The organism is Corynebacterium sp. HMSC056E09, assembly GCF_001813425.1.
GTDB classification, from domain to species: Bacteria; Actinomycetota; Actinomycetes; order Mycobacteriales; family Mycobacteriaceae; genus Corynebacterium; species Corynebacterium hesseae.
This window is the reverse complement of record NZ_KV812492.1, coordinates 44,746-63,024: the sequence shown is the minus strand read 5'-3', so window position 1 is coordinate 63,024 and position 18,279 is coordinate 44,746. Positions and strand designations below refer to the sequence as shown.

Sequence of the window (18,279 nt, the reverse complement as noted above, 5' to 3'; positions counted from 1 at the left end):
TGCAGCTACACTGCTATTTGCACCGAAGGCAATGCCCACATGTAGCCGCAAAGAGCCCTCACCCTAATAAGTATGTCGCGGCCTTTTCAGCGATCATGATAGAGGGCGCATTAGTGTTTCCCGTCGGCACGAGTGGCATTACAGAAGCATCGGCGATTCGGATCCCCTCAAGCCCATAGACCTTAAGAGTGCGCGGATCAACTACAGCCATCGAGTCAATTCCCATCTTGCAAGTTCCAACTTGGTGGTGATACGTGATAGCGGTGCTGCGAACATAGTCCTCAAGATCCTCGTCGGCTACATCTGGACCTGGGTAGACTTCCTCGGGCCCCCACTCGGCCAATGCCTGCTGGCGGCCAACTTCGCGGCACTGCTTTACGGAAGCTACCAATGCATCGACGTCTGCCTGCACCGACAAAGCGCCGAAATCAATAGCAATGGGATCCGAGGGATTTGGCCCCGTCAGGGTCAACTCACCGCGACTGGCAGGCCTAACAATGCCACCCATTAGCGTAAATCCATTATCTGGCCCCTCCATGCCTTCGTTGTACATGGGGATTGAGAAATATAGCGGCTGAGTATCAGGGACGGCAGCCTCAGGACGCGACTTTGAAAACACGTGTACCTCGGCTGGCAGAACTTCCGGGACGGGTACTTCCTTCTTCGTCGTAGTGAAGATAACAGGGGAGAGTAAGTGATCATGGAGATTCTTGCCTACGCCAGGAAGATCATGAGTCGAGGTAATCCCCAACGCCTCGAGTTCTTCTGCCGGCCCAATACCGGAACGCAGGAGGATTTCCGGCGAATTCAACGCACCCGCACAAAGAATCGTCTCATCAGCACGAAGCTCCTGAAGTTCACCAGCAACTTCGACATTAACGCCAAGGATGGCACCACTTTCAACGAGCAGTCCGTGGACGTGCGCGCTTGTGATAATGGTGAGATTGGGTGCATCCTCGACTGGTTTCAGGTACGCGTGCCAAGTGTTGAAGCGGTTTCCGTTGCGAACATTTGCCTGAATCTTGCCCACGCCTTCCACGTCACCGGAGTTGTAATCCTCGTTAAGTGGAATACCCGCTTCCTGAGCTGCTTGGAAAAAGTCATTTTGAAGCGGGTGACGAGTGTAATTCTCCATTACATCAAGCAATCCCTCGCTTCCACGGACCTCCGAAGCGCCACCATCGTAGTTTTCAATCGATTTGAAAACGGGCAGCACGTCCTCCCAGGACCAGCCGTCATTGCCTAAATAGGCCCATGTGTCGTAGTCCTGCTTAGCGCCACGGACCCAAATGGTGGCATTGAGCGCATGCGAGCCGCCCATTACCTTTCCGCGGGGAATGTGCAGGCTCCGGCCAGCTGCCCACGATTGAGGAACCGTACGATAGTTCCAGTCTTGAGGTGAACCCCAAAGGAGTCCCAAGGTGTGCACCTTCTCAATGTCGGGATTGACGTCATAATCGCCAGCTTCAAGAACTACGACATTCTTTCCCGCGTCAACAAGCCGACGGGCAATAACGCACCCGGCTGACCCAGCTCCTACAACGATGTAATCAAAGCTCTTGGTTTTTTCTTGAGACAAATTCAAACCTCCCTGGGTGCAGACGACTCCGCGTGAGCCGATGACTTGGAATATATTCTGCGACACATCAACAGGGCTTGAGTGATAGCGCACACACTTTGGCTAAATGTGCAGAATGCATACCAAGAAGAGATTGAAGAAAAAGAAAGCCGCCCCGTAGGGCGGCCTTCATCAGTATCGCGAAGCTATTGCACTAGTTATGCATTCGCATAAGGGTTAGGCATGGCAATGTACTGCAGCGACGTGTACTCTTCGATGCCCTCGGCACCGCCCTCGCGGCCCATGCCGGACTGCTTGACGCCACCGAACGGGGCGGCGGCGTTGGAGATGACGCCAGCGTTGAAGCCCATGAGGCCGAACTCGAGGCCGTCGCCAACGCGCCACATACGGTTGGAATCCTCGGTGAACACGTAGGAGGCCAGGCCGTACTCCGTGTCATTCGCAAGCGCGATGGCTTCCTTCTCATCGGAGAAGGTCAGAATCGGAGCGATCGGTCCGAAGATCTCCTCCTGGGCAACGCGGGCATCACGGGAGACGTTCGTGAGAACAGTAGGGGAGTAGAAGTAGCCCTTGCCCTCGCCCGGCTTGCCACCGATGAGGACCTTGGCACCCTTGGCCACGGCGTCGTCGACAAGCGCGGTGATGTTATCCAGTGCCTTCTTCTCCACAAGCGGACCGCAGGTAACGCCCTCATCAAGGCCATTGCCCACCTTGAGCTCACCGATGCGCTTGGCGAACTTCTCCGCAAACTCATCAGCGACGGACTCGTGAACGATGAAACGGTTAGCCGCGGTGCAGGCCTCACCGATGTTGCGCATCTTGGCGCCCATTGCACCCTCAACGGCCTGGTCGATGTCAGCGTCCTCAAAGACGATGAACGGAGCGTTGCCGCCCAGCTCCATCGAGGTGCGCAGGACGTTGTCAGCGGCTGCCTTGAGCAGGGTCTTGCCCACCGGGGTAGAGCCGGTGAAGGAAATCTTGCGCAGGCGGGAATCCGCCATGATCGGCTCAGAAATGGCAGAGGCCGACTTACCGGAGACCACGTTCACCACGCCTGCCGGAACGCCGGCATCAATCATGGTCTGTGCGAAGTACTGGGTGGTCAGCGGCGTCAGCTTGGCCGGCTTCACCACCATGGTGCAACCAGCGGCGATGGCCGGGGCAATCTTGCGAGTAGCCATAGCCAGCGGGAAGTTCCACGGGGTAATAAGCAGGCACGGACCCACGGGCTTGCGGCGGGTAATCATGCGCAGGGTGCCCTCCGGCGCCGGCAAGGTGCGGCCGTAGTTGCGTACGGCTTCCTCACTAAACCAGCGCAGGTACTCAGCGCCGTAGGTGACCTCACCATAGGACTCCGCCAGCGGCTTGCCCATCTCAAGGGTCATCAGCGCAGCGAACTCATCCTTGCGCTCCTGCACCAGGTCAAAGGCGCGGCGCAGCAGGTCGGAACGTTCACGCGTAGACGTGCGTGCCCACTCATCCTGCACGGCGCAGGCGGCATCCATAGCCTTCTTCGCGTCCTCAGAAGTAGCGGACGCAAGGGTGGCAATAACCTCACCGGTTGCCGGGTTTTCTACATCGAAGGTGGAGCCATCGGAGGCGTCCACCCACTCACCGTTAATCAGCAAGCCGGTCGGAACCTTGGCCAGCAGCTCGTCAATATTGACCTTGTTGTTTTCACTCATGGTTCTTTTTTACCCTCCCAAATGGAATTTGTCTGCCAGTTGGCGCGCCGCACCTGAAAGAAGCTGAACATCAGCCCCAACCAGGGCAAATGATGCTCCAGATTCTAAATATTTCTGGGCCTGCTCAAGGTTGAAAGCGTTGACGCCTACCTTCTTTCCGGAAGCGCGGACTGCTTCAAATGTGTGATTGACCGCCTCGAGTACATCCGGATGGGTCTGCTGGCCCAGAAGCCCCATCGAGGCCGCTAGGTCCGAGGGCCCGACGAAGATGTTGTCCACGCCTTCGACGGCCACGATGTCTTCCACGTTCTCCACTGCGGTCGCAGACTCGATCTGCACCGTGAGGCTCACCGTGTCCGAAGCGTTGGTGAGGTAGTCCTCCACGCCGTTCCACCGCGAGGAGCGGGCCAGAGCCGAGCCGACTCCGCGTACACCGCGGGGCGGGTAGTGCATAGCCGCGACTGCCGCCTCAGCTTCCTCGGCCGTATCAATCATGGGCACCATGAGGTTTTGTGCGCCCAGGTCCAGGTACTGCTTGATCAGCGCCGTGTTGTTCACCGGCACGCGAACCACGCGCGTCAGGCCATAGGCATCGGTGGCGCGCAGCAAGGAGAGGATGGTTTCGAGGCCATAGGGCGAGTGCTCGCCGTCGATCAGCGTCCAGCTAAAGCCAGCTGAGGCGATGATCTCTGCCGCGGCCTCCGAGCCAGAACAAATCCATGCGCCAACGAGTGGCTGCTCGGCCTTCTCGAGGACGTCCGCGAAGGTGGGCGGCAACTTTACTGGAATCGGCATGTGATGGACCCCAACTTTCCGTAGTCTGCGTGGACGGTATCGCCCGGTTCGACCCACATGGGCTTGGTGAAGGAACCGGCCAGGATGATGTCGCCGGCGGCCAGGCTATCGCCGTGCGCGTGGAGCTTATTGGCAAGCCATGCCACACCCATGGCCGGGTGGTTCAGCACAGCCGCGGCCACGCCCGTATCTTCGATGGACTCGTTGCGATAGAGCAGCGCGGACACCCAGCGCAGGTCGACGTCCGCGGGATCCACCGGGTTGCCGCCGTAGATCATGGCGCCGAGGGCTGCGTTATCCGAAATCGTGTCGACGATCGTGCGGCCCTCCATCTCGATGCGGGAGGAGAGGATCTCCAGCGCCGGGATGACGTACTCCGTCGCGCGCAGCACGTCGAAAATGCTGCAATTCGGCCCCTTCAGCTCTTCCTTGAGCACGAAGGCCAGTTCGACCTCGATGCGAACATTGGAGAACTGTGCGTGCTCGATGGTGGAGCCGTTCTCGTAGACTTGGTCCTCAAAAATCGCGCCGTAATCGGGTTCGGTGATTCCCGTGGCCTCCTGCATGACCTTTGAGGTCAGGCCAATTTTGCGGCCCACGAGGCGGCGCCCACTTTCCTCACCGCGGCGTACCCATTCGCGTTGCACCGCATAGGAATCCTCGATGCTCATCTCCGGGAAACGGGCAGTCAGCAGCGGGACCATCGTGCGGTCCTTTTCGGCTTGCGCCAGTTCATCTGCGATAGCGATGTGCTGTTTCTCATCCAGCATGTACTTCGCTCCTTAAGGTGTTGTAGAACGTGTTTGTTCTGTTTAACAGGTTTGTTGAACCTGAAGGTTTCACGTGAAACGACAACGCGGCCCCGCGATATGTGCGCTTGCTTCTCGACGCCACGGGGCCACGTTCATCAACCTGAGTACTTAGGTCGTTTTAGAGCTGGTGTCCCAGCTTGTACTCGCCTTGCTTCCACTCCGGCATCTCCTCCGCATCTTCCTTGCGGGTGTAGGAGAAGCCATCCGCGCCAATGGTGGCCTCCAGCTCGGACTCATCCTCACGGGCAACCAGCGGCACCGGGTTTCCATCTAGGTCGAGGACCGTGGAGCCATCGCGGTACCAAGAAGGAACAACCGGGGTTCCCCACCAGTCGCGGCGCTGGTTATCGTGAACATCCCAGGTCACGACCGGGTTATCCGGGTCGCCGGTGTAGTAGTCCTGGGTGTAGATCTCTACGCGGTGGCCGTCCGGGTCGCGCAGGTACAGGTAGTACGCGTTGGAGACACCGTGGCGACCCGGGCCGCGCTCAATGCGGTCGGACTCGCGCAGCGCACCCAACTTGTCACAAATCGCGATGATGTTGTGCTTCTCATGGGTAGCAAATGCGATGTGGTGCATACGCGGGCCATCGCCACCGGTCATGGCGGTGTCATGCACCGTCGGCTTACGGCGCATCCATGCAGCGTAGACAGTTCCCTCCTCATCGCGGATGTCCTCGGTGGTGCGGAAGCCAAGCTCCTCCATGTACTTCACAGCGGAAGGAACGTCCGGGGTGATCTGGTTGAAGTGGTCGAGACGAACCAGCGCGCCAGGGATGTGGGCGTCGTATGCCCAGGCAAGACGCTCGACGTGCTCTACCTCGTAGAAGAACTCGTACGGGAAGCCCAGCGGATCCTGGACGCGGACGGAATCGCCGATGCCCTTGACAAAGCCATCCTTGTTGCGGCGCACCTCGCAACCGCGCGCCTTGTAGAACTCCTCCGCAAGGTCCAGGTCTTCCGGGGAACGGACGCGGAAGGAGAAGGCAGCGACGGCAGCGACGGGGCCCTGACGCAGCACGAGGTTGTGGTGGATGAACTCCTCGAAAGTGCGGAGGTAGATTTCGTTCTCGTTCTCCTCGGTGACGACAAGACCGAGGGTGTCAACGTAGAACTTTCGGGATGCAGCGAGATCGGTAACGATGATCTCCATGTAGGCACAACGCAGAATGTCGGGGGCCTGAATGTCAGCCATGATGGCTCCTTAGTTAGTTAGTGGTGGGGGAGTAGAGAGTGGAAGGCTTAGTCCTGCTTGCCAAAGACCGGGTTGTGTACCTTGTCCAGGTTGATGTGAACGGCCTGCTGGTCGGTGTAGAAGTCGATCGAGCGGTAGCCGCCCTCGTGGCCCAGGCCGGAGGCCTTGACGCCGCCGAACGGGGTGCGCAGGTCACGGACATTGTTGGAGTTGAGCCACACCATGCCGGCCTCAACGTTCTGAGCGAAGTTGTGGGCGCGCTTCAGATCCGAGGTCCACACATAGGCGGCAAGGCCGTACTTCGTGTTATTTGCCAGATCGAGTGCCTCTTCGTCGGTATCGAACGGGGTGATAGCAACGACGGGGCCGAAAATCTCTTCCTGGAAGATGCGTGCATCCGGCTTGACGTCAACGAAGACGGTCGGCTGAACAAAGTTGCCTTCCTCGAAGCCTTCTGGGCGCTCACCGCCGGCGGCCAGGGTGGCCTCCTGCTTGCCAATCTCGATGTAGGAGGTGACCTTCTCGTAGTGCTCCGGGTGCACCAGAGCACCAACCTCGGTGGTCGGATCGGAGGGCAGGCCCACCTTCACGCGCTTAGCCTGGGCGGCGTAGCGCTCCACGAACTCATCGTAGATATCGCGCTGAACCAGGATTCGGGAGCCGGCGGTGCAACGCTCGCCGTTGAGGGAGAAGACGCCGAAGATGCAGGCATCAATCGCGGTCTCCAGGTCGGCATCGCTGAAGACGATGGCGGGGGACTTGCCGCCCAGCTCCATCGACAGACCCTTGAGGTGCGGGGCCGCATTACCAAAGATGATCTGGCCAGTGCGGGACTCGCCGGTGAAGGAAATCAGCGGGACGTCCGGGTGCTTGACCAGCGGGTCACCGGCATAGCCTTCCTCACCGAAACCGTTGACCAGGTTGAAGACGCCCTTCGGCAGGCCAGCCTCCTCAAAGATTCCTGCCCACAGCTGTGCGGAAAGCGGAGTGAACTCGGCCGGCTTGAGGACGACGGAGTTGCCGGTAGCGATGGCCGGTGCGAGCTTCCAGGACTCCAGCATGAACGGGGTGTTCCACGGGGTGATCAGGCCCGCCACGCCAATCGGCTTGCGGTTGACGTAGTTGATCTGGCGGCCCGGGACCTTGTAGGCGTCGTCTGCCTGCGCCACGATCAGGTCAGCGAAGAAGCGGAAGTTTTCCGCTGCGCGCTTGGCCTGGCCGTTGGCCTGGGTGATGGGCAGGCCGGAGTCGAAGGACTCCCACGCGGCAAGCTTGTCTGCGCGGGTTTCGACGATGTCCGCAATCTTGTTCAAGACGCGGGCGCGCTCGCGCGGCAGGGCCTTGGACCACGGGCCGTTCTCGAAAGCATCCTTAGCGGCGGCCACCGCCTTCTCAATGTCTTCCGGCTTGCCGGAAGCTGCCTTGATGTAGGGCTTGTTCGTGACCGGATCCAGGACCTCGAATTCATCACCATCTACCGACGGGACAAACTCGCCGTTGATGTAGTGAAGAATCTTCTCGGGGAGATCGGTGGGCTTAGCTGCATCGTTGTTCGTAGCCATGGGTGGTTTACACTCCTTAATCGTTTTTCTTGCGATAGGTGCTGAGGGTGGTCAGTCTGTGTTGCCTGGCCACCTTTTCTATGTAGGTGGGTTCCGCGCCAGCCTCGATGAGGCTGAGCAATTGCTCGTGTTCTCGTGTGGACTCTTGGGCTCTCTCGGGCACGTACCGAAAGGTGGAGACCCGGTGGTATTCCAATTGCTTCCATTGGTCCACCACCAAGTTCTTCAGCCTCTCGTTCGGGCACTTGGAAAAGAGAACGCTATGAAATTCTTTGTTGAGCTGGGTAAATTCTTCTGGATCGTGGTGGATATCGAGCTCCCGCATGCGCTGGTTGATCTCCCGCGCTCGGGCAATATCCTCCGCATCGAGATACGGGGCGGATTGGGCCGTGGCATTTGCTTCTAGCGTGGCCACGATGTCCATGGATTCGTAATAGGCCTCGCGGTTGTAGGTAGTCACGCTGGCACCGACGTTGCGCTCGTAGGTGACCATTCCTTCCGCTTCGAGTTGCCGGATGGCTTCGCGGACGGGAACTACGCTGATTCCCAAGTCATCCGCGATTGCGGCCAACACGAGGCGGTATCCGGGTTCATACTCGCGAGTACGAATCTTTTCACTTATCCAGTTATAGGCCTGTTGGGACTTGCTTTCCCCAGCTGGTGTAGCGGGTTCTGTCATTGATCACCCGCCTTTCCATCACGGAACGCGATATAGGCTTCCTTATTCGCTCCGGTGGGCGGGAAGAGACCGTCCAAGCTGGCGCCCGTCTCTACCTGGGAAGCAACCCATTCGTCCTCGTGCTCCTTGGCCAGGGCGGCCTCGGCGACTTCGGCTGCGATGTCGCGGGGAATCACTACGACGCCGTCATCGTCGCCGACGATGATGTCCCCGGGAAGGACGGTAGCGTTACCGCAGGAGACGGCGATGTCGCTATCCCACGGAACGTGTTTGCGGCCGAGCACGCAGGGGTGCGCGCCCTGGGTGAAGACGGGAAGGCCAATCTCCTTGACGGCCTCGTAGTCACGCACGCCGCCATCGGTCACAACACCAGCAGCACCGCGCACCTTAGCGCGCAGCGCCAGAATGTCACCGAGCGTTCCGGAGCCGGATTCCTGACGGGCCTCAATGACGATGACCTCGCCCTCCCTGACCGTGTCGAAGACCTTCTTCTGCTCGTTGAGGCCACCGCCATGGGACTTGAACAGATCCTCACGGCCGGCCACGAAGCGCAAGGTGCGGGCGACGCCCACCATCTTGGTTCCCTTGGCTTGCGGGTACACGCCTTCAATCACGGATTGGTTGATTCCGCGCTTGCGCAGCTGAGCAGACAAGCCGGCGGTCGGGGCCTTCTCCAGAGCCGCCTTAAGCTCCGGGTCGAGGCCGCCCTCATCCTTGGGGGGAAGGCCAGCAGATTCGCGGTCACCGTAGGCATCCTCGCGCTGCTTATCGTCAACGTAGGGCAGATTGCCCAGCTGCGGATCGAAGGAGGCGGGGACTTCCTTCACGGTGGTCTTCAGCTTGCCGGAGCTTACGCCTCCTGGAACGTCGACCTCAACCTCCACGACGTCACCAGGCTCGATAACGGAAGATCCAGCAGGGGTGCCGGTGAGGATGATGTCACCGGTCTCCAGCGTCATGTGCTGGGAAAGGTCGGCAACAAACTGGGCGAGAGGGAAGATGAGGTCTTCATCGGACGAGGTTCCCTCCTGAACAACCTCACCATTGACCCACGTGCGCAGGCGAAGGCCCTTGGGGTCGATCCCCTGGGCGTCGATAAGCTCCGGCCCAATGGGGGTGTACCCATCGCGCGACTTGGAACGGGTATTGGAGCCCTTGTCCTGAACCTTGTAGTCATACAGGCCAATGTCGTTCGAGGCGGTCACGTAGGCAACGTGCTTCCACGCATCCTCGAGGGATACGTTGCGGGCCGGAGTGCCGATGATAAGTGCGATTTCGCCTTCGAAGGCCAACAGTTCGGTTCCTTCGGGGCGCTCGACTACCCCGTCCGACTCAGCCAGCGTGCTCGTCGCCTTGAGGAAGTAACTCGGGGTCTTGGGCCAGCGACCGCGCTGTGCCGCGCGGGACTCAAAGGCCACATGGACAGCGATCATTTTGCCCGGTTTAACCGGCAAGAACTCAGGTACAGCCATGAAGAATCCTTAATTGTGAACAAATCCTTGCCCAGATCGTATATTATCCCTAGCACCACCGCAAGTGGTTCAACTCACACGCTTTTCCGTATATGGCACACCCCATGCCGAAAGGAATCTCACTATGTCGCACGCAACTGTCACGCCGACAATTTCGACGGCCGAACGCCGCCGCGTCGTCGCCGCGACGACCATCGGTACCGCCATCGAGTGGTACGACTACTTCCTCTATGCAGCAGTGGCCGGACTCGTGTTCAACCACCTCATGTTCGGTCCGCTCGAAGGCGGCCTGGCCACCATCATCTCCTTCCTGACCGTTGGCTTGTCCTTCCTGTTCCGCCCGGTCGGCGCCTTCCTGGCCGGGCACTTTGCCGACCGCTTCGGACGCCGCGTGGTCCTCATGGTCACGCTCATCGCCATGGGCGGCGCAACCACCCTGATTGGTGTTCTGCCAACCTATGAAACCGCTGGAATCTGGGCGCCGATTCTCCTCATCACCCTGCGCATCATCCAGGGCATCTCTGCTGGTGGCGAATGGGGCTCCGCGGTGCTCATGGCGGTGGAACACGCCCCGACTGACAAGCGCGGCCTCTACGGCGCAGGCCCCCAGATCGGCGTACCCGCCGGCCTTTTGCTTTCCTCCGGCGTGCTGTCCATCATGAACACCATCGCGCCTGGCGACGCCTTCATGGACTGGGGCTGGCGCGTTCCCTTCCTGCTTTCCTTCGTCCTCGTCTTGGTGGGCTACCTCATCCGCATGGGCGTCGACGAATCCCCGGTGTTCGCGGAGATCGCGGAACGCGAAGAGGAAGAAGCCACTAACCCCATCGGCACGCTGTTTAAGAAATTCACCCCGCTCGTCCTGGTCGCCGCGCTCGTCTTCGCAGGCAACGGCACCGTCGGATACATGACTACGGGCGGCTACATCCAGCGCTACGCCACCGACCCCGAGGGCCCCGTCGCACTCGGCCGCGGTGATGTCCTCAACGCCGTGACCGTGTCTGCCTTCTCGTGGGCCTTGACCACCTTGTTCGCAGGCTTCATCTCGGACTACATCGGCCGCCGAAATACCTACCTCCTGGGATTCATCTTGCAGGGCATCGGCGCTGCCGCCCTCTTCCCGCTGGTCAATACCGGAAGCCTCGGGCTTCTCTACGGCGCACTCCTCTTCCTCACCGTGGGTCTGGGCCTGACCTACGGCGCGCAGTCCGCCATGTACGCCGAGCTTTTCCCCGCCTCGATTCGCGCCACGGGTGTGTCCATCACCTATGCCCTCGGCTCGGTCCTGGGCGGCGCCTTCGCCCCCATGATTGCCGCTTCGCTCGTCGAGGCAACTGGTACCACTTTTGCGGTGTCGGGCTACCTCGTATCTGCTTCGATCGTCGGCTTCATCTGCACCTTCATCCTGCGTGAGCGCAAGGGAATCGCGCTCGGCGCGGAACACGAGGCCGAGCAATCCCGAGGACACTTCATCTTCAGCCCGCGCTAGACGACGCCCCTCCACATGAGCCCTCACGATTTCACAAGGGCCATTGTGCGAGGCGGGCATATCATATATGATTCCCTTCTAAGACCCAGCTCACATCTCAGAGACGCCTTGAACTGAGTCACCACCCTCAAGAGCAAAGCTCACATGGCAGTAGGGGAGTGGCAGCTACCCCCACCACCCCTTCGTTCTCGTTCATTACAACCGCTGACTAAGGAGTCCACAGTGCAGTTCCACCACAATGGCTACGTTTCGGAAGACCCCCGCGTACACGAGCCCGCCGGGTACGGCGTCGATCGCGCTTCTGAACTTCCAGATGAAATGGACGTTCTCATTGTGGGCTCCGGGCCCGCAGGCATGATCGCCGCGGCACAGCTCGCGATGTTTCCCAACGTCAATACGCGCATCATTGAGCGTCGCCCGCATCGCCTCGAGCTCGGACAGGCCGACGGCATCCAGTCCCGTTCCGTAGAGACCTTCCAGGCCTTTGGCTTTGCTAAGGAAATCACGGAAGAGGCCTATGAAATCACGGAGATGGCCTTCTGGAACCCGGATCCGAATGATCGCTCCAAGATTGTCCGCGGTGCCTGCCCTGTTGATGACGAACAAGGAATCTCCGAATTCCCGCACCTCATTGTCAACCAGGCCCGTGTGTTGGATTACTTCGCCCGCTATGCACACCGCGCGCCCGGCCGCATCACCCCGGACTATGGCTGGAATCTCGTGTCCCTAGAGGTAGGGGAGGGCGAATACCCGGTGACGGTGCACCTCGAGGATGTCGACGGCAACCCGCGCGACGTTCGCGCTAAGTACGTCGTCGGTTGCGATGGCGCTAAGTCACGCGTCCGCAAGTCCATCGGTCGCTCGCTCAAGGGCGACCAGGCTAACCACGCGTGGGGTGTCATGGACGTTGTCGTTGACACCGATTTCCCGGACTGGCGCACCAAGTGCGCCATCCACTCCCAGGCCGGTTCTATCCTCCACATCCCGCGCGAGGGCGGCTACCTCTGCCGCGTGTACGTCGATCTCGGCGTGGTGCCAGAGGATGACAACCACAAGGTCCGCAACACGCCGATTGAGAAGATCATCGAGAAGGCGAACGAGATTTACGCCCCCTATTTCGTCGACGTCAAGATGGTGGCGTGGCATTCCGTCTACGAGGTGGGCCACCGCCTTGTCGACGCCTTCGACGATAACGACGACGACCCACGCGTCTTCCTCACCGGCGACGCCTGCCACACCCACTCGGCAAAGGCGGGACAGGGCATGAACGTCTCCATGCAGGATGGCTTCAACATTGGATGGAAGCTCGGCCACGTCCTCGACGGCCGCGCGCCGAAGGAGCTTCTCAGCACGTACCACGGAGAGCGCCAGCCGGCCGCCCAGAACCTCATCAACTTCGACCGCGAGTGGTCGACCCTCATGGCCACCCCAACGGAGGAGCTCGATGATCCGGAGGCAGTGGAGAAGTACTACGTTGCCGCGGAGGAGTTCGCCGCCGGCATGATGACGCAGTACGAGGAAAACCTGATCGTCGGCACTACCCAGCACCAAGATCTGGCTTCCGGCTTCCCGGTGGGCAAGCGCTTCAAGTCCTTTGAGGTCCTGCGCCGCTGCGACGCCTACCCTCAGCACCTGGGCCACCAGCACACCGCAGATGGCCGCTACCGCATCTACGCCTTCGCCGACGCCCCCAAGGCCGGCGAGGACTCCACGCTGAGCCAGTGGGCCGAGAAGGTCGGGCCCATCCTGGCCAAGTTCACCCCCGAAGGGGCTGAAGAGAATACCTACTTCGATGTGAAGGCCATCTACCAGCAGACGAACCACCACGACTACGAGATTCTCGACGCCCCTCTTCTCTTCCGCCCCCGCAACGGCAAGTTCAATGTTCCGAATTGGGAGAACGTCTTCAACGCACTCCCCGGGGACAAGGACATCTTTGAAGGCCGCGGCATTTCCCGTGACGGAGCCGTCGTCATCGTTCGCCCGGACCAGTACGTCGGTGCCGTCCTCCCACTCGATGATCCATCAGCGGTCGAGGACTACTTCTCCTCCGCGCTCATCAAGCTCAAGTAGTTCCGCTCTCAAGCTCACGTAGCTTCACACGTGTCAGGGCCCGGCATCGTGCCGGGCCCTTTTTGCCGCCTTGCCGAAACCGCCCTCATGGACACAGGGGGTTGGGACCGCCAAGTACAGCACCTAGGTTTCACGTGAAACACTCACGCATCGGTCCCTTCAGCTCGTCCATCCGCTCACCACGGGGGTACCCGCCGATCCATTATCTGTACGGCGGAAGGTATCGGTGTTAGAGTCAGTGATATGAAGAACACAGTTAACCTTTGGTGGTGGCGCGCGTAACCCGCGGGCCTCGTTGTTCTCCCATATTTAAGGCCCGCAGCTGCGGGCTTTTCGGCGTTTTGCTCTCTTAAAAAGCTCGCGGCAGCACACAAAACCGTTAAAGAAAGACAGAATATGCCGTACACAGCAACACGCGAGGTCAGGTACACATCCGACGCCAGCGCACTCTTTTATGCCCTCGCCACCCCACAGAACTCCCTGCTCTTAGAGTCCGCGGACATCGAGTCCAAGAAAAACCTCACGTGCATCGCCATCACAAAGGCCGCACTCAAGGTGGTGTGCCGGGGCCAAGAGGTCACCGCCACCGCGTTGACAACGTCGGGCGGCCTTCTTATCGACGAACTCCGCGCGGACTTCCAATCACGGATCATCCACAGCTCAGAAGGCAGCGTCACCTTCCGCTTCGAGCTTCCCACCGAGCACGATGAGCGCGCCCGCCTCCGCGCCACCTCCACCGCCGATATTCTGCGCACGCTGCAGTTTAGCCAGCTCTACTCCGGCGAGTCCCTCCCATTCCTTGGAGGCGGATTCGCCTTCGACTACGTCGCGACGTTCGAGGAACTGCCACCGGTGCCGGACGGCCCAAACGCGTATCCGGATTATGAGTTTCTCGTCGCCGAGCATGTCCTCACGGTGGACCACCTCACCAAGAGAGCAAAGATTGAGGGGTGGGGCGTCGACAAGCGCGCGCTCGAAGGGGAGCTCGACCGTGCCGCCGCCACCGAGCCTGTCGCCCCAGAAGCTCCCGCACCGCACGAGACCATCAGCGCACGCGCCAGCATCGATGACGCTGATTTCCGCCGCCACGTCGAGCGCCTCCAAGGCAACGTCCATGCCGGCGATATCTATCAGGTCGTTCCTTCCCGCGCCTTCAGCCTCGACTGCCCCGATGCCTTCGCCGCCTACCGCACGCTGCGGGAGACTAACCCCTCGCCGTACATGTTCTACCTGCGCGGGGAGGAACACGAGCTCTTTGGTGCATCCCCGGAGTCCAACCTGAAGTACACGGCCTCTGACCGAAAGGTTCAGCTCTACCCGGTCGCCGGCACTCGGCCGCGCGGTGCCACTCACGAGCTGGATATCCGCAATGAACTGGAGATGCGCACCGACTCCAAAGAAGTCTCGGAGCACATCATGCTCGTGGACTTAGCCCGCAACGACCTCGCCCGCGTCGCCGTTCCCGGCACCCGAAAGGTCGCCGACCTGCTCCAGGTGGACCGCTACTCGCGCGTCATGCACCTGGTTTCCCGGGTCATCGCCACGCTGCACGAGGATTTCGACGCCCTCGACGCCTACCGCGCCTGCATGAATATGGGCACGCTCACCGGCGCTCCGAAGCTGCGCGCCATGGAGCTCATCCGCGAAACCGAAGGTACTCGCCGCGGCTCCTTCGGCGGCGCAATCGGCTACCTGCGCGGCGATGGCTCGATGGATAACTGCATCGTCATCCGTTCCGCCTACGTCAAGGATGGCACGGCCGTCGTCCAAGCCGGCGCGGGAGTCGTGCGCGATTCCGTCCCACAATCCGAGGCCGATGAAACGGTACATAAAGCCTACGCGGTGCTCAGCGCCATCGCCCAGGCACACAACGCATCTCTGGAGGTCATCCGATGAATCCACACGTCGTCCTCATCGATAACCACGATTCCTTCGTCTACAACCTCGTCGACGCCCTCGCCGGCTATAACACCACCGTCTTTCGCAACACCGTGCCCGTGGAGGAAGTCCTCGCCGCCGAGCCCGATATCATCATCCTCTCGCCCGGCCCAGGTCATCCCCGCGACGCCGGATCGATGATGCAGCTTATCGACGCCTCCCTCGGCCGCATCCCCATCCTCGGTATCTGCTTGGGCTTCCAGGCGCTCCTTGATCACTTCGGCGGCACCGTCGAGCCCTGCGGCCCAGTCCACGGCTCCTCCGTTCCCATGACGCTGACCGACGCCGGTGCCAGCCACCCTCTCTTTCAGGGTCTCACCACCGACTCCGAGCCCGATAACCCGAACTATGTTTGCCGCCTCATCCCCGTTGCGCGTTACCACTCCTTAGGCTGCGCGAACGTTCCCGCCCAGATGCGCAGCCTCGCCGAGACCGAGACCGCCATTGGCCCCGTCACCATGGCGGCGGAAACACTCGACGGCATGGCTCTCGGCCTCCAGTTCCATCCAGAATCACTTCTCACGCCGACGGGACCGATCATGATCGAGCGGTGTATTCATCAACTTTCTGTTCACCCCACCATTGAAGGAGCCAAGTAATGACTGATAATAAGGCATTGACAACATTGCAAACCTTCCTCGACATCCAGGAGCCGACCCTGGAGCAAGCCATCGAGGTCTTCACCCCACTGACGGTAGGGGAGTATGACGATATCCATATCGCCGCCCTCCTAACCCACATCCGCACCCGCGGAGAGACCTTCGCTGATGTCGCCGGCGCGGCACGCGCTTTCATCAAGGCCGGCCGGCCATTCCCTGTCACCGGCAAGGGGCTCATGGACACCGCGGGAACCGGTGGTGATGGCGCCAACACCATCAACGTCACCACCGGTGCATCGCTGGTCGCCTCCGCCGGTGGGGTCAAGATGGTCAAGCACGGCAACCGCTCTGTCTCCTCCAAGTCTGGCTCAGCCGACGTCCTGGAGGCCCTCGGCATCCCGCTTGATCTCGACCCAGACCGCGCAGTCCGCCAACTCGAGGCATCCAATTTCACCTTCCTCTTTGCGCCGGCCTACAACCCGGCCGTCGCCCACGTGCAACCGGTGCGCAAGGGCCTCGGCGTCTCCACTCTCTTCAACACCATGGGCCCGCTCCTGAGCCCCGGCCGCCCGGAGTTCCAAATCATGGGCATAGCCAACCCCGAGCAAGGCCAGCTCATCGCTGAGGTCTTCAAGGACCTCGGCCGCACCCGCGCGCTCGTGGTCCACGGTGCTGGCACCGATGAGATTGCCGTTCACGGCACCACCCAGGTCTGGGAGCTTCGCGACGGCACCATTAGCCACTACGAGCTCACGCCCGAAGATCTCGGCATTTCCCGCCATGAGTTGTCCGACCTTGCCGGCGGCGATGGCGCACAGAATGCCGAAGCCCTGCGCGCGGTCTTCGCCGGTACGGGCAAGCCGGCCCATCACGACGCGATCATCGCCACCGCCGGCGCCATGTTCTATCTCAACGGCACAACCGACACCATCCGAGACGGCGTCGCGCACGCCGCGAAGCTCATCCAGGACGGCACCGTGGCCGCATGGCTGAAGAAGCACGAGGAGGCGAACTATGGCTCTGCCGACCGTGCTTGAGGGGATCGTCGCCAAGCGCCGCACGCACCTACCAGCTATCCGTGAGCGCCTCGCCCACGTGGACCTCACGACTCTCCCGCGTTCTGAGCGTTCCTTCTACGACGCGCTCAACGGGACCAACCGTTTCATCTTGGAATGCAAGTCCGCGTCCCCGTCGCTCGGCCTCATCCGTGAGCATTATGAACCGGGAGCCATCGCCCGCGTGTATTCGCGCTATGCCTCAGCCATCTCTGTTCTCTGCGAACCGGACCGTTTCGGTGGTGACTATGACCATTTGCAGACCGTGGCGCTGTCTACGCACCTGCCGGTCTTGTGCAAAGACTTCATTATCGATCCGATCCAGGTGTATGCCGCGCGTTACTTTGGCGCCGACGCCATCCTGCTCATGATGTCCATCGTCGACGATGAAACCTATGCAGAGCTCAAACATTTGGCAGATTCCCTTGGGCTCGACGTTCTCACTGAGGCGATCACTGAGGACGAGGTCGAGCGCGCCACTGCCTTTGGCGTGGACGTCATTGGCATTAACAACCGCAACCTTCACGACCTCAGCATCGATCTCACCCGCTCCGAGCGTCTCTCGCACTCTGTGCCGTCCGGCAAAGTTGTGGTTTCGGAATCCGGCATCCGCAACAACCAGACTGTGCGCCGCCTTGGGTCTCATGCCAACGCATTTCTTGTCGGCTCCCAGCTCACCGGTACGCCTGATATCGATCGTGCTGCACGCGAGCTTGTCTATGGTCACAATAAAGTCTGCGGACTCACGGCGTGGTCTGCAGCTCAGGCCGCCCGCGCCGCCGGTGCAGTCTACGGCGGGCTCATCTTCGAAGAGGCATCGCCGCGCAGTGTTTCACGTGAGACCGCGCTCGACATCATCGCCCACGGACCCGATCTCAGCTACGTCGCGGTCTCTCGCCGCACCACTGGCTGGGAAGAGCTCGCTTTCGACGGCATTGCCGCCCTCCAGATCCATGCCCCTTACCAGGGGAGCACGGAGGCCGAGCTCCAACTCATTGAGTCCGTACGCGCAATAGCGGGGGAGCGTCAGGTGTGGCGCGCCATCGACATGACGGCACACCACGGCCCGGCGCTCGCCTCTGCGCTTGCCGACGCCTCCGACATGCTCATCCTCGATTCTGGCGCCGGCGGTACGGGTAACTCCTTCGATTGGTCAACAATTCCCGACAACGTCAAAGATAAGGCACTTCTCGCGGGTGGCCTTAAACCCGACAACCTTCGCGATGCGCTTCGCGTCGGCACAGCCGGACTGGACATCAACTCCGGCGTCGAAATTAACGGCAGGAAGGACACCGCGCTCATCGCTACGGCCTTCAACACCATTCGTCACTTTACGTATTAACCCT

Annotated in this window: 14 protein-coding genes; 6 read left to right on the top strand and 8 right to left on the bottom strand. The window is 60.7% G+C overall.

The annotated features are described in order from the left end of the window. Positions 1–58: 58 nt before the first annotated feature. From HMPREF2912_RS05685 to HMPREF2912_RS05650, 8 genes are all read right to left on the bottom strand, one after another. Positions 59–1,579 (bottom strand): GMC family oxidoreductase, encoded by a 1,521-nt coding sequence (locus HMPREF2912_RS05685; protein ID WP_070565666.1) that lies wholly within the window; start codon positions 1,577–1,579, stop codon positions 59–61. A gap of 197 nt (positions 1,580–1,776) precedes the next feature. Continuing rightward, complete coding sequence (locus tag HMPREF2912_RS05680; protein ID WP_070521819.1) at positions 1,777–3,264, bottom strand: NAD-dependent succinate-semialdehyde dehydrogenase; 1,488 nt, start codon at positions 3,262–3,264, stop codon at positions 1,777–1,779. Between the two features lie 9 nt (positions 3,265–3,273). Beyond that, entirely contained in the window at positions 3,274–4,059 is a 786-nt protein-coding gene (locus HMPREF2912_RS05675; protein ID WP_070563609.1) for an HpcH/HpaI aldolase family protein, read from the bottom strand. After that, the gene (gene hpaH / locus HMPREF2912_RS05670; protein ID WP_070563612.1) at positions 4,044–4,829 is read right to left on the bottom strand and encodes a 2-oxo-hept-4-ene-1,7-dioate hydratase; all 786 of its coding nucleotides are present in this window, start codon (positions 4,827–4,829) and stop codon (positions 4,044–4,046) included. Before hpaH ends, HMPREF2912_RS05675 begins: the two co-directional genes overlap by 16 nt. A gap of 160 nt (positions 4,830–4,989) precedes the next feature. Next, entirely contained in the window at positions 4,990–6,066 is a 1,077-nt protein-coding gene (gene hpaD / locus HMPREF2912_RS05665; RefSeq protein ID WP_070563615.1) for a 3,4-dihydroxyphenylacetate 2,3-dioxygenase, read from the bottom strand. 47 nt (positions 6,067–6,113) lie between these two features. Further along, complete coding sequence (gene hpaE, locus HMPREF2912_RS05660; protein WP_070683540.1) at positions 6,114–7,628, bottom strand: 5-carboxymethyl-2-hydroxymuconate semialdehyde dehydrogenase; 1,515 nt, start codon at positions 7,626–7,628, stop codon at positions 6,114–6,116. 16 nt (positions 7,629–7,644) lie between these two features. Continuing rightward, on the bottom strand, positions 7,645–8,307 hold the full coding sequence (locus tag HMPREF2912_RS05655) for a GntR family transcriptional regulator (RefSeq protein ID WP_070683538.1): 663 nt from the start codon (positions 8,305–8,307) through the stop codon (positions 7,645–7,647). Beyond that, on the bottom strand, positions 8,304–9,779 hold the full coding sequence (locus HMPREF2912_RS05650) for a fumarylacetoacetate hydrolase family protein (protein ID WP_070683536.1): 1,476 nt from the start codon (positions 9,777–9,779) through the stop codon (positions 8,304–8,306). The genes HMPREF2912_RS05655 and HMPREF2912_RS05650 overlap by 4 nt, the downstream gene beginning before the upstream one ends. Positions 9,780–9,903: 124 nt before the next feature. On the opposite strand from HMPREF2912_RS05650, the gene HMPREF2912_RS05645 reads away from it, so the two are divergent. The 6 genes from HMPREF2912_RS05645 (at position 9,904) to trpCF (ending at position 18,275) form a co-directional block, all read left to right on the top strand. After that, a complete protein-coding gene (locus HMPREF2912_RS05645; RefSeq protein WP_070683534.1) occupies positions 9,904–11,268 on the top strand; it encodes an MFS transporter in 1,365 nt (454 codons plus the stop codon). A 222-nt stretch (positions 11,269–11,490) separates the two neighbouring features. After that, entirely contained in the window at positions 11,491–13,341 is a 1,851-nt protein-coding gene (locus tag HMPREF2912_RS05640) for an FAD-binding monooxygenase (RefSeq protein WP_070683532.1), read from the top strand. A 396-nt stretch (positions 13,342–13,737) separates the two neighbouring features. Further along, complete coding sequence (locus HMPREF2912_RS05635) at positions 13,738–15,237, top strand: anthranilate synthase component 1 (RefSeq protein ID WP_070683530.1); 1,500 nt, start codon at positions 13,738–13,740, stop codon at positions 15,235–15,237. Continuing rightward, the gene (locus HMPREF2912_RS05630) at positions 15,234–15,878 is read left to right on the top strand and encodes an anthranilate synthase component II (RefSeq protein ID WP_070683528.1); all 645 of its coding nucleotides are present in this window, start codon (positions 15,234–15,236) and stop codon (positions 15,876–15,878) included. The genes HMPREF2912_RS05635 and HMPREF2912_RS05630 overlap by 4 nt, the downstream gene beginning before the upstream one ends. Then, a complete protein-coding gene (trpD, locus tag HMPREF2912_RS05625; RefSeq protein WP_070683526.1) occupies positions 15,878–16,915 on the top strand; it encodes an anthranilate phosphoribosyltransferase in 1,038 nt (345 codons plus the stop codon). The genes HMPREF2912_RS05630 and trpD overlap by 1 nt, the downstream gene beginning before the upstream one ends. Continuing rightward, positions 16,893–18,275 carry a bifunctional indole-3-glycerol-phosphate synthase TrpC/phosphoribosylanthranilate isomerase TrpF gene (trpCF, locus tag HMPREF2912_RS05620; protein WP_070683524.1) on the top strand — a complete coding sequence of 461 codons (1,383 nt, stop codon included), beginning with the start codon at positions 16,893–16,895 and terminating at the stop codon, positions 18,273–18,275. The genes trpD and trpCF overlap by 23 nt, the downstream gene beginning before the upstream one ends. Positions 18,276–18,279 lie beyond the last annotated feature (4 nt).